Annotated in this window: 16 protein-coding genes; 5 read left to right on the top strand and 11 right to left on the bottom strand. The window is 40.9% G+C overall.

Annotated features, from left to right (window positions below):
* Positions 1–101: 101 nt before the first annotated feature.
* Together plsY and GD002_RS11270 are read left to right on the top strand one after the other, a co-directional pair.
* The gene (gene plsY, locus GD002_RS11275) at positions 102–704 is read left to right on the top strand and encodes a glycerol-3-phosphate 1-O-acyltransferase PlsY (RefSeq protein ID WP_153732468.1); all 603 of its coding nucleotides are present in this window, start codon (positions 102–104) and stop codon (positions 702–704) included.
* Between the two features lie 35 nt (positions 705–739).
* On the top strand, positions 740–1,039 hold the full coding sequence (locus GD002_RS11270; RefSeq protein WP_153732467.1) for a HesB/YadR/YfhF family protein: 300 nt from the start codon (positions 740–742) through the stop codon (positions 1,037–1,039).
* Positions 1,040–1,065: 26 nt separating this feature from the next.
* Here GD002_RS11270 and GD002_RS11265 read toward each other — a convergent pair whose 3' ends face one another.
* From GD002_RS11265 to acnA, 3 genes are all read right to left on the bottom strand, one after another.
* Positions 1,066–1,383: a hypothetical protein gene (locus tag GD002_RS11265; RefSeq protein WP_153732466.1), complete on the bottom strand. Its 318-nt coding sequence runs from the start codon at positions 1,381–1,383 to the stop codon at positions 1,066–1,068.
* Positions 1,383–1,808, bottom strand: coding sequence for an acyl-CoA thioesterase (locus GD002_RS11260; protein ID WP_153732465.1), 426 nt, complete (start codon positions 1,806–1,808; stop codon positions 1,383–1,385). The genes GD002_RS11265 and GD002_RS11260 overlap by 1 nt, the downstream gene beginning before the upstream one ends.
* Positions 1,809–1,922: 114 nt before the next feature.
* Positions 1,923–4,643 (bottom strand): aconitate hydratase AcnA, encoded by a 2,721-nt coding sequence (acnA, locus tag GD002_RS11255; protein WP_153732464.1) that lies wholly within the window; start codon positions 4,641–4,643, stop codon positions 1,923–1,925.
* A 358-nt stretch (positions 4,644–5,001) separates the two neighbouring features.
* Between acnA and GD002_RS11250 the strand changes: the two genes are divergently transcribed.
* A complete protein-coding gene (locus GD002_RS11250; protein WP_153732463.1) occupies positions 5,002–5,550 on the top strand; it encodes a cysteine hydrolase family protein in 549 nt (182 codons plus the stop codon).
* Positions 5,551–5,691: 141 nt separating this feature from the next.
* Positions 5,692–5,946: a GlsB/YeaQ/YmgE family stress response membrane protein gene (locus GD002_RS11245; protein WP_153732462.1), complete on the top strand. Its 255-nt coding sequence runs from the start codon at positions 5,692–5,694 to the stop codon at positions 5,944–5,946.
* Positions 5,947–5,996: 50 nt separating this feature from the next.
* Here GD002_RS11245 and GD002_RS11240 read toward each other — a convergent pair whose 3' ends face one another.
* The 5 genes from GD002_RS11240 to GD002_RS11220 all read right to left on the bottom strand — a co-directional run bounded on the left by GD002_RS11240 (position 5,997) and on the right by GD002_RS11220 (position 8,066).
* On the bottom strand, positions 5,997–6,671 hold the full coding sequence (locus GD002_RS11240; RefSeq protein WP_153732461.1) for a lytic transglycosylase domain-containing protein: 675 nt from the start codon (positions 6,669–6,671) through the stop codon (positions 5,997–5,999).
* Between the two features lie 20 nt (positions 6,672–6,691).
* Positions 6,692–7,276 carry an SCO family protein gene (locus GD002_RS11235; RefSeq protein WP_153732460.1) on the bottom strand — a complete coding sequence of 195 codons (585 nt, stop codon included), beginning with the start codon at positions 7,274–7,276 and terminating at the stop codon, positions 6,692–6,694.
* Between the two features lie 120 nt (positions 7,277–7,396).
* The gene (locus GD002_RS11230; protein ID WP_078816612.1) at positions 7,397–7,525 is read right to left on the bottom strand and encodes a YvrJ family protein; all 129 of its coding nucleotides are present in this window, start codon (positions 7,523–7,525) and stop codon (positions 7,397–7,399) included.
* Between the two features lie 75 nt (positions 7,526–7,600).
* Positions 7,601–7,819: a DUF2922 domain-containing protein gene (locus tag GD002_RS11225; RefSeq protein WP_153732459.1), complete on the bottom strand. Its 219-nt coding sequence runs from the start codon at positions 7,817–7,819 to the stop codon at positions 7,601–7,603.
* A 22-nt stretch (positions 7,820–7,841) separates the two neighbouring features.
* The gene (locus GD002_RS11220) at positions 7,842–8,066 is read right to left on the bottom strand and encodes a DUF1659 domain-containing protein (protein WP_153732458.1); all 225 of its coding nucleotides are present in this window, start codon (positions 8,064–8,066) and stop codon (positions 7,842–7,844) included.
* Positions 8,067–8,198: 132 nt separating this feature from the next.
* On the opposite strand from GD002_RS11220, the gene GD002_RS11215 reads away from it, so the two are divergent.
* Entirely contained in the window at positions 8,199–8,609 is a 411-nt protein-coding gene (locus tag GD002_RS11215; RefSeq protein ID WP_153732553.1) for a DUF2621 domain-containing protein, read from the top strand.
* 55 nt (positions 8,610–8,664) lie between these two features.
* On the opposite strand, the gene GD002_RS11210 is transcribed toward GD002_RS11215, so the two are convergent.
* From GD002_RS11210 to GD002_RS11200, 3 genes are read right to left on the bottom strand one after another with little or no spacing between them, the layout of a single operon-like run.
* The gene (locus GD002_RS11210) at positions 8,665–9,180 is read right to left on the bottom strand and encodes a CcdC family protein (RefSeq protein ID WP_153732457.1); all 516 of its coding nucleotides are present in this window, start codon (positions 9,178–9,180) and stop codon (positions 8,665–8,667) included.
* The gene (locus GD002_RS11205) at positions 9,173–9,505 is read right to left on the bottom strand and encodes a thioredoxin family protein (protein WP_153732456.1); all 333 of its coding nucleotides are present in this window, start codon (positions 9,503–9,505) and stop codon (positions 9,173–9,175) included. Before GD002_RS11205 ends, GD002_RS11210 begins: the two co-directional genes overlap by 8 nt.
* Positions 9,506–9,535: 30 nt before the next feature.
* Positions 9,536–10,246 (bottom strand): cytochrome c biogenesis CcdA family protein, encoded by a 711-nt coding sequence (locus GD002_RS11200; protein WP_153732455.1) that lies wholly within the window; start codon positions 10,244–10,246, stop codon positions 9,536–9,538.
* Positions 10,247–10,592 lie beyond the last annotated feature (346 nt).

Raw genomic sequence — 10,592 nt, 5'->3', positions numbered from 1 at the left:
TTTATAGGAGGCTAAAATACCTATGTAAATCTGTTATTGTCCAGAACTACCTCTTCTGCTAAACTTAATGCAAACAATCAATCATGCAAAAGGGGTTCATTATGGAAAATACGATAATTATTCTGGCAGCCTACCTGCTTGGTTCGATCCCTTCTGCGTTATGGATCGGGAAAATTTTTTATCAAACGGACGTGAGACAGCACGGTAGCGGAAATATGGGTGCCACCAATACATTTCGAGTGCTTGGGAAAAAAGCAGGAATTGTCGTTACGTTGCTAGATATCTTAAAAGGGACGGCTGCCGTTTTATTGCCTTTGCTACCTTATTTTCATGAGACAACGATTCACCCATTGCTTCTGGGTGTAGCAGCCGTGATCGGACATATATTCCCGCTATTTGCTAATTTGAGAGGCGGGAAGGCAGTTGCTACGTCCGGAGGCGTCCTACTAGGGTATAATTGGCCAATTTTTCTCTTAGTCGTTGTGACGTTCTTGATCGCATTAAAGCTAACAAAAATGGTATCATTAACTTCTATCATTGTGTCAATTCTCGGTCCAATTTACTGTTTGATTTATTACTTAATGACTGGAGATCTTTACTTGTTCTTAGTCGTTACGTTAATGGGCTTTTTCATATTCTATCGCCATCGAGCTAATATTAGCCGAATCAAAGAAGGAACTGAACCTAAAATTAAGTGGTTATAAAGATGTTCATACACAAAGAAAGGACGGATTGTATCATGAATATCAACGTGTCTGAAAATGCAGTTCATTGGTTCAAGCATGAAATGGATGCCACTTCAGGCGATTATGTAAGGTTTTTTGCGCGCTATGGAGGTTCTAGTCCTTTGCACGATGGGTTTTCATTGGGCATCACGAAAGAGAATCCCGACGAAATCGCAATAGAAACCGTAATAGATGGGATCCATTATTATGTAGAAGAACGTGATCTTTGGTTTTTTGATAAGCATAATTTACATGTCGATACAGATCCTACTAACAAAGAACTAGCTTTTCACTACAATCAATTAGTTGAATGACGACTGATGGATGGTACGCATCACTCTTACGATGAGTGATGCGTACCATTTTTAAATCGTGTTAATTGCTCCAATCGTTGTTCCTGTTTCAGTATCTCTACTTGTCGTGCTCCCATTAGATCAAAATGGGGATAACGGTCTCTTTTATGAATCCACTCTTGACGCAAGTCGTACTTTTTCCCCCAGTCGACCAGCTTATCCATATCATGACACCCCACCTTGGTAACCGTATTGACAGCTGGAAATCGTTCATCGAGCCAATAATGCGTTAAAAAAGCAATTTCTCCCCGCTCTACTGCTCTTTTCCACGCCTGCAATTCCTGACGAGTAATACCAAATGCCATCAACTTTCTCCTCGCTGAATTTCTGTATACTTCGCGTCCCATTCCGGATGAATTTTCCGTAATGAAACGGGTCGAAAACTGTCTTTTTTTACGACAACATGCTCTGAAGTAGCGGTAGCCGCGATGGTACCATCTGCATGCAAAATCTCATAGCCATAGACCGTACGCAACTTACCATGTGACTCTACCCATGTGCGTACTGTAACGGTTTCTCCATATGTAATCGATGTCTTATACTTCACAGATAGCTCTGTAACCGGCGATAGATAGCCGTCCCGCTCTAGCTGAGCATATTGGAAACCTAGGTCTTGAATGAGCGTTGTACGCCCGATTTCCATCCAAACGAGGTAGTTGGCATGATACACCACACCCATTTGATCCGTTTCCGCGTAGCGGACTTCTATTTCCTTTTCACTGTTGAACATACATCATCACCTCACCCTTTAGTATAGCGAACGAAAAATGACATTGCTTGCGATAACATCCTGAAATAAAGAAAAAAGGGCGCCCAACATGGTCGGACACCCTTTTATGTTCAATTATTTTACTTTTGCTGCCAATTTGTTACGAAGAACCATTTGAAGGATTCCGCCGTGACGGTAGTAGTCTACTTCAACTTCAGAGTCGAAACGAGCTAATACTTCAAATTCAGTTTCTTTACCGTCTGGAGCTTTCGCAATAACTTTCAGGATAGAACGTGGCTTCACGCCTTCAGCGATATTAACACAAATTTCTTCTTCACCAGTTAGGCCTAGAGATTCAACATTTTCACCATTGATGAATTGAAGTGGAAGTACACCCATCATCACAAGGTTCGAACGGTGGATACGCTCAAAGCTTTCTACGATAACTGTTTTAATTCCTAGCAAGTTCGTACCTTTTGCTGCCCAGTCACGTGAAGATCCCATTCCGTAGTCTTTACCACCTAGGATTGCAAGACCAGTACCATCTTGCTGATACTTCATAGCCGCATCATAGATTGGCATAACTTCTTTGTTTGGCCAGTATGTTGTGAAACCACCTTCTGTGCCTGCAGCGATTTGGTTACGAATACGGATATTCGCAAACGTTCCGCGCATCATGACTTCGTGGTTACCACGACGTGAACCGTAAGAGTTGAAGTTACGTGGCTCTACGCCATTTTCACGCAAGTAGATTCCCGCAGGTGTGTTTAGACCAATTGCTCCGGCTGGTGAAATGTGGTCAGTTGTGATGGAATCACCGAACTTACCGATTACACGCAAGCCTTCAAGTGGTTGGATATCAGTCGGTTCTTTCGAAAGGTTTTCGAAGAACGGTGGATTTTGGATATAAGTAGAAGACTCATCGAAATCATAAAGAGAATCGTCAGTCGTTTCGATTGCATTCCATGCTTCATTTTCCGTGAATACACGAGCATATTCTTTACGGAACAATTCAGGAGTAACCGTTGCGTTCAATACATCGTTAACTTCTTGAGTAGAAGGCCAGATGTCTTTGAAGAATACATCGTTACCGTCTTTATCTTGTCCAATTGGATCTTTAGCGAAGTCGATATTCACTGTTCCAGCTAGTGCATAAGCAACAACTAATGGAGGGGAAGCCAAGTAGTTCGCTTTAACGAATGGGTGTACGCGGCCTTCAAAGTTACGGTTACCTGAGAGGACAGACGTTACTAGAAGATCTTCGTCACCGATTGTTTTTTCGATTTCAGGAAGCAATGGACCCGAGTTACCGATACATGTAGTACATCCGTAACCTACTGTGTTGAATCCGATTTTATCCATATATTCATTTAGACCAGACGCGTTCAAATAGCCAGTAACGACTTTTGAACCTGGTGCCAATGAAGTTTTTACGTATGCAGGAACTTCAAGTCCTTTTTCAACAGCCTTCTTTGCAACCAAGCCAGCCGCTAACATTACGTAAGGGTTTGAAGTGTTGGTACAAGAAGTGATGGCTGCGATTGCAACGTCACCAGTTTTCAGTTCTACTTTACGTCCGTCTTCGAACTTGATCGTACCTTTTTTCTCAAGCTCTTTTGGTGTTAACCCAAAGCCTTGTGTTCCTTCTGGAGCTACAACTGCGTCTTTGAAAGACTGTTGCATTTCAGTCAATGGAATCAAGTCTTGCGGGCGTTTAGGACCTGAAAGGTTTGCAGCGATATCGCTAAGATTGATTTCTACCACTTTAGTGAATGTCGGCTCTTCTTTTTCAGGAGTGAAGAACATATCGTTTTCGATCAAGTATTGCTTTGTAACTGCGATATGATCTTCATCGCGGCCTGTTAAGCGCATGTAGTTCAATGCTTCTTCGTCCACCGGGAAGAATCCACAAGTAGCACCGTATTCAGGCGCCATGTTTGCAATTGTCGCACGGTCAGCAAGTGGCAATTTAGAAACGCCAGGGCCAAAGAATTCAACAAATTTACCTACAACACCTTGTGCACGAAGGATTTGAGTTACTTTAAGTGCCAAGTCAGTCGCAGTTGTTCCGTCTGGAAGATCTCCAACCAATTTCACACCGATAACTTCAGGAATTGGGAAGTATGAAGGCTGTCCAAGCATTCCTGCTTCCGCTTCGATACCACCAACGCCCCATCCAAGTACGCCGATCCCGTTGATCATTGTTGTATGGGAGTCAGTTCCTACCAATGTATCCGGGTATGTTTCGAATGATCCTTCATCGTTTTCAACAGCGTGAACAACGTTAGCAAGATATTCTAAGTTTACTTGGTGAACAATACCTGTTGCAGGTGGTACTGCGCGGTAGTTGTTATATGCTTTTTGTGCCCAGCTTAAGAACTGGTAACGCTCAGCATTACGTTCGAATTCAAGCTCCATGTTCATTTGAAGAGCTTGTGGTGTACCATAGCTATCAACTTGTACAGAGTGGTCAATTACTAGATCAACTGGAATTTCAGGGTTGATCTCGTTTGGATCTCCGCCTAGTTCATTCATTGCAGAACGTAAAGATGCAAGGTCAACAACTACAGGTACTCCTGTGAAGTCTTGGAGAATTACGCGAGAAGGTTTGAATGGAACTTCAGCATCTGCATTCACTACAGATCCCCATTTCGCCAAGTCTTCTACGTGCTCATCTTTAATAACATATCCATCGTGCTGACGAAGGACAGATTCTAGTAATACTCTCACTGAATAAGGAAGTTTAGTTACGTTTGTAAGACCTGCTTCTTCTAAAGCTTTTAAACGGTAGTAGTTATACGTCTTTCCATTTACTTCGAAAGACTGGCGGCTATTGTGTAGATTGCTTTTTGCCATAATTTGTTTTCCTCCTTTATGTACTGAAAGATTATAAATACACATCTTTCCTCTACTCCATCATAGTATAGCAAAGAAGAATAGTAAAATACATAATATTTATAGGATGACATAAGAAAAAGTAATGACTAAATCAAATATCATTAAGAATTCTCAATTAGTATTTCTCATTCTCAAATAGCATGCAATTTTCTAATAAAATTACAATTATCAATAGATATTAACCATATTATCCCTTTAAATAGAAATGTAATTTTCTACAAAATAATTATAAAACCTGTTTCGCTGATCTGTCTTGACATATGTCTAGATATTCAAATGTATTTATGACAAAATAGGTGGAAAGGAGATGGTTCAAATGAAAAAAGTATTGCTCGTCATTGATTATACCGTTGATTTTGTAGCTATAGAAGGAGCTTTAACTTGTGGAGAACCCGGCATCGCTTTGGAAGATTATATAGCAGGTGTAACAGAGCATTTTCTCGAACAACATCAACCTGTTTTTGTCATTAATGATCTTCATGAAATAAACGATCCCTATCATCCCGAAAGTGCCTTGTTCCCCGCTCATAATATCCGCGGAACTACAGGTAGGAGTTTATATGGTAAGATGCATGACCTATATACAGCACATCGCGATGAGATCATTTGGATGGACAAAACGAGATACAGCGCATTTGCGGGGACGGACTTAGACATTCAATTACGTTCTAGAGGAATCACAGAAATTCACTTGACCGGTGTTTGCACAGATATTTGCATTTTACATACCGCAGTGGATGCTTACAATTTGGGTTACAACATCTTCGTCCATCAAGGCGGCGTAGCTAGTTTCAATCCAGCAGGACACGACTGGGCTTTATCTCATTTTCAAAATACGTTAGGTGCAACAATCATCGCTCATTAATTTCCTAAAAGTTCTGCAGGAAAAATCCTGTATGAACTTTTTTATTTGGCCAATTAAAATAAAAATGTTTCACGTATTAAAAAGATGGTAATACAAATAATAAGCACGTACTATATACACATTTTAAAGGAGATGAAAGACATGAGTTTTATTTGGTTTTTAATTATTGGAGGGATTATCGGTTGGTTAGCTGGCCTTATTGTAGGTAGAGACATTCCAGGCGGTATTATCGGTAATATTATTGCAGGTATCGTTGGTGCATGGATCGGTGGTGCACTCTTAGGTGAATGGGGTCCACAAATCTCTAGTTTCTACTTCGTCCCAGCATTAATCGGTGCCATTGTTCTTGTATTTATTGTAAGCCTAATTATGAAAAGTATGCGCAGAGCATCTTAAATTAGACAATAAAAAACGTGGAGAGTTCCCAAGCCGGGTCTCTCCACGTTTTATTTTTTTGCTTGTTGTCCCGATTGCTTTCGCTGCTCTTCAAATTCATTAAAATACCAGAGAACATCTTCTACATAGGTTTCACTGTGATTGTAATGAAAGATTGCCTTTTCTATATCACCGTCTGCCGCACCGCTTTTAGATAGATAATTGGCTGCGCTAAAAATCGCATCTTCAATATCAAACGGATCAGCAATTCCATCACCGTTCGCATCCACACCGTATCCCCCGTATTTCTTTATGATGTCGGGGTTCGTTTTATCTTTATCCGGTATATCCCCTTTACCGAGATCTTTGCAACCAGGATAACCCCATCCAACAAATGTACAAGGCATGAACTGCATCGGCCCTTCTGCTCCAGCGGGAGAAACATCCGTAGACATTGTAGAGAAGCGAGTCTCAATTCGATGATGAGCCGCAAGAAGTGTCCAAGGGATCCCATATTCTTCTCCTGCTGCTATATAGATCGGGATAAACTCTTCAGGTATGACGGTTCCTGTCTGCCGGTCCTGAATGCTCAGCAACGTAGAAGCAGACTTCCGAATGACATCACTTTTCTCAATGCTTGTCCAAAGAATGGCCGCAATCGTGAAGACGGTGACGGCAACGGGAATTAATAAGATCAAGAAGGCGACTTTTATACGGACAGACCGACTGACCTTCTTTTTCTTCATTGCCTCACCTCTTCCCGCGTTTATTTGCCTTCTTTAATCAACGCTTTCATGTCTTTTACGATTGTATCATAAGGAACATCATTCAGCCCGTCATATAGTTTGACCACTTCACCATTTTGATTGACTAGACCAAAGGAAATTCCGTGAAGAACATCATTCGGGACTTTCTTGACGATTTGTTTAAATGAAGACGCACCTAGCTTTTCAATCGTCTCCATATCATAACCTGTAAGCATTTCCCACTTACTTTCATCTGGAGCACCAAACGCCTCTAGATATGTCTTTAGCGCCTCCGGTGTATCTACTTCTGGATCAACGCTAAAGGAGACGATTTTATAGTCTTCTATACCTTTTTCCCCCAATTTCTCTTGCAGTTCCACCATGTTACTCATCATCGGAGGGCAAGCACTTGTACATTTTGTGAAAACAAACTGCGCTAACCAAACAGATCCTTTCAAATCTTCATTCGAGACAGTCTCATGATTTTGATTGGTAAATTCAAATGGTTCTACTTTATACTTGTGGTCTGGTTTGAATCCACCGCCACACGCACTCAACAGGAGTACCATAATGATTGTTAGCGGCATAAAAAACTTTTTATACATAGTTAATTCCTCCACCTTATAATAGTCACTTTATCATAACGAAAGTTTGTAACCCACACAAGGCGAAGGGCAATTTCTCTTTGGCTAAACATTGACGGTTTCATGAAGTTCTGATGAAGTTCAGCGATTTTTAATATCGGAGAGAACTTCATGGATTGCTTCTAGCTTTACTTCCAAACGGTGTAACAGGTAAAACGATACAAAAACCGGAAACCCGATATCCTGGATGAGTTGTAGCCATTGCTCCATGGTCCATCCCTCCTTTCTATCATGTGAAAAAACCGGCTTCCAGTAGAACACTGAAATGCCGGTCTTCTTGCCATATTAACGAGTCAATAGCGCGCGAACATCCCGCTCGACAATCCGTGCACTCTTGATATGAGCAAGCGGTGATTCCTCTACCACAAATACACCGCTATCGATCACTTGTTGCATGACCGACTCTACTTGTTCCGCTGTGATATCTTCCCGCGGTTCATCAACTGTCAACTTTACAGGTGTTTCAGTTGCTGTAAGGAAATTCAATTCCAATAATTTGGCCATGTGCTAACTCCTCCTTTTTTCATTAGTCATTTTGAATATCCTCAGTTACGACTTTCTCTGCCTTAATCATCAAGTAGCTAGATAGAGATGCTAGTTGCGTAAAAGCTACATGCAAATTAGCTGCAGACGATTGTCTTGTGATGTTTTGATACGTCTTGACTTTACGAATGATATTGCCTTTTTCATTCGTCCCTGCGTTGAAGTGAATTTTACCTGCTGCCTGATTGAATTCCAATGAAGCTGCCATATGAATCACCTCCTTTCATCCCGTATATAGAATGAAAGAACGAAAAGGATACTTTGTTAGTGAAATTTTTTAGAAATGCTTTTATAATAGAGCATAGAATGGAAGAGGTGAATAATAGTGCAAGACCTATTTATGTGGTTTATCCTGTTTTGGGGCGTTGTACTAATTGGTCTATTTGCAATCGGTGGATTCTTTATGTTTCGAAAGTTCCTGAAAGTATTTCCAAAAGAAGACGGCAAGTCTACGCTAGATTGGGAAGAACATTATGTCAACGAATCTCTGCATTTATGGAATCATGAAGCCAAAGGGTTATTGAATGAACTAGTTACACCAGTCCCTGAACTATTCCGTGATGTGGCAAAACAAAAAATCGCTTCTAAAATCGGGCAAATTGCTTTAGAAGACCAAGCAAAGACAATTGAATTTGACCATATTATTAAAGGGTATATTTTAGCGACACCAAAGCGGGATCATAACTTCCTCCGCAAAAAGCTAACTGAAATGGAAGTTGATATGCAGCCGTATGAACACTTATTTGTCTAACACGAAAAAAGCAATCCGTCCTTTGATCAATTTCGATGATCTGGACGGATTGCTTTTATTTCGAACTCTTTTCAAGCTGTTTATATTTTACGAGCATCCCGATTCTCCACGGCAAAATCATTGAGAATGCAAGTATAAAAAACATGCCTCCCAGCTCTCCTACATCAATTGTATTGCTGAGCACAATTTTTCCGATCATTCGTAGGATCAACAAACTGAACAGAATGACTAAGAACGCTTTAGATTTCTTTAAATAAATCCCATCTTCCTTCCTTTCGAACTTCGTCGTTTTAATTAGAAAGATAGAGAACACTAGCCCTACCAGACTGGCTTCCACTACTTGCGCCCACGGAACTTGAAATTCAGTAAACAAAAACATCAACATTCCTGTAGACATGAATAGCGGTGGTAGAATGATTTTTTTTACTTGAATCGGCTTATTTGAAGCCTTTGCCCGCATCGTATAGACAAATGTCGTCATGACAATGAAAATCACGGTAGAGCCGATAATCAAATAAATCGGTGGGATACTTGTGAAAATATAATCGACAAACTCTTGTAACTTAAGCATCTTCTACGTTCCCCCACTCAACCAATTCATCCATCCGTCTCGTTAGATCACCCATCGGTACGATACGAGCAAAACGAGCCCATTCTTTCTTCTGATGGATTAGCAGGACAACAGGGGCCGTAAATAGCTCTAGCTGTCCAGCCAGTTCAGGAACTTCTGTTGCGTTTACCCGATAAAAAGGAAAAGGATAACGACTTTCGAGCGCCGCCACTTGAGGGTAAAGGCCCTCGCAAACCGAACAATGATTAGTTTTCACAAACAATAAAAATCGCTTCGTTTCATTTAGTACGCGTTGCCACTCATCAAAAGAATGAATCTCCTGCATAGTACACCCCTTTCTGCTCAATACCCACCATTAAAAGCCTTGGAAATCACCGAAAATCGGGCTAAGCAGGCTAGTTAAATATACCATCCCATTAAAGAACAGCAAAATGCCGAATGCAATCATCATGTATCCGCCAACTTTAGTGATCTTCATGCTGTGTCTGCGGATCCAGCCGATTCTTGTTATAAAGAAGGATAAGAAGAAGAAGGGAATCGCAAACCCAAGAACATACAACATCATATACAGCATACTAGACGCCGGATTTGAAGCCGCTAGATAAATGATCGCACCGATAATCGGGCCCATACAAGGCTGCCATCCTGCCGAGAACGCCAATCCAATAAGCGCGGTACCCAGGTAACCGGCTGGGCGATTCTTGAATTGCAGTTTTTTCTCCTTCATTAGAAATTCAGGTTTAAATAATCCGACGGTCATTAAGCCGAAGATGACAATGAAAATAGCGCCAAGTTGACGGATCAAATCTTGATACTGCAAGAATATCGATCCGATAAACGATGTACTGAATCCCAAGATGATGAAGACGACCGAGAATCCAAGTAAAAAGAATAGCGTATGTAAAATACCGGCACGGCTCATTCCTTTTGATTTATCACCTAGGTCATCGAGTGACATTCCGGTAATATACGATATAAAGGCCGGGTATAGTGGTAAAACGCACGGAGAAATAAAACTTAAAAAACCAGCTCCGAACGCGAAAAATATGTTTACATCCGTCCCCAACATAATTCCTCCTTTATGATAAGGAATAGTAGAAAGATGAGGGTCTATAGTTGTTCCCGCCAACTTTCCCACTCTATCGTACCAAACCCGCGTATAGATTACGCGCCATTTGTTTGTGAAATCTTTTTGACAACCGGTCAGCTCATCGCCTGCGCACCGTTAGCTACTTGTTCAGAAGAAAAGGTTGTTAACTAGAGAGAGATGATCAGGGGGAAACACCGATTATTACTATAAGAAACTATAGGAAAACGACTATGGAATATTTAGATACGCTCGCTTATAATTTACATAAGCAGAAGGACTTTTAATTTAACTGTAACTATTTCAGTTTGGCATAATCATACAG

It is taken from the genome of Sporosarcina obsidiansis (genome assembly GCF_009651005.1).
Lineage (GTDB): Bacteria > Bacillota > Bacilli > Bacillales_A > Planococcaceae > Sporosarcina > Sporosarcina obsidiansis.
The sequence above is the reverse complement of the archived record's forward strand: the minus strand, read 5'-3'. Positions and strand labels throughout refer to the sequence as shown.

Excerpts from the sequence above, each read along its gene's own strand:
- plsY (WP_153732468.1), top strand. The coding sequence starts at position 102 with ATGGAAAATACGATAATTATTCTGGCAGCCTACCTGCTTGGTTCGATC.
- GD002_RS11210 (WP_153732457.1), bottom strand. The coding sequence starts at position 9,180 with ATGCTTAAGTTACAAGAGTTTGTCGATTATATTTTCACAAGTATCCCA.
- acnA (WP_153732464.1), bottom strand. The coding sequence starts at position 4,643 with ATGGCAAAAAGCAATCTACACAATAGCCGCCAGTCTTTCGAAGTAAAT.
- GD002_RS11215 (WP_153732553.1), top strand. The coding sequence starts at position 8,199 with ATGTGGTTTATCCTGTTTTGGGGCGTTGTACTAATTGGTCTATTTGCA.
- GD002_RS11245 (WP_153732462.1), top strand. The coding sequence starts at position 5,692 with ATGAGTTTTATTTGGTTTTTAATTATTGGAGGGATTATCGGTTGGTTA.
- GD002_RS11265 (WP_153732466.1), bottom strand. The coding sequence starts at position 1,383 with ATGGCATTTGGTATTACTCGTCAGGAATTGCAGGCGTGGAAAAGAGCA.
- GD002_RS11205 (WP_153732456.1), bottom strand. The coding sequence starts at position 9,505 with ATGCAGGAGATTCATTCTTTTGATGAGTGGCAACGCGTACTAAATGAA.
- GD002_RS11235 (WP_153732460.1), bottom strand. The coding sequence starts at position 7,276 with ATGTATAAAAAGTTTTTTATGCCGCTAACAATCATTATGGTACTCCTG.
- GD002_RS11250 (WP_153732463.1), top strand. The coding sequence starts at position 5,002 with ATGAAAAAAGTATTGCTCGTCATTGATTATACCGTTGATTTTGTAGCT.
- GD002_RS11260 (WP_153732465.1), bottom strand. The coding sequence starts at position 1,808 with ATGTTCAACAGTGAAAAGGAAATAGAAGTCCGCTACGCGGAAACGGAT.
- GD002_RS11240 (WP_153732461.1), bottom strand. The coding sequence starts at position 6,671 with ATGAAGAAAAAGAAGGTCAGTCGGTCTGTCCGTATAAAAGTCGCCTTC.
- GD002_RS11225 (WP_153732459.1), bottom strand. The coding sequence starts at position 7,819 with ATGGCCAAATTATTGGAATTGAATTTCCTTACAGCAACTGAAACACCT.
- GD002_RS11230 (WP_078816612.1), bottom strand. The coding sequence starts at position 7,525 with ATGGAGCAATGGCTACAACTCATCCAGGATATCGGGTTTCCGGTTTTT.
- GD002_RS11270 (WP_153732467.1), top strand. The coding sequence starts at position 740 with ATGAATATCAACGTGTCTGAAAATGCAGTTCATTGGTTCAAGCATGAA.
- GD002_RS11220 (WP_153732458.1), bottom strand. The coding sequence starts at position 8,066 with ATGGCAGCTTCATTGGAATTCAATCAGGCAGCAGGTAAAATTCACTTC.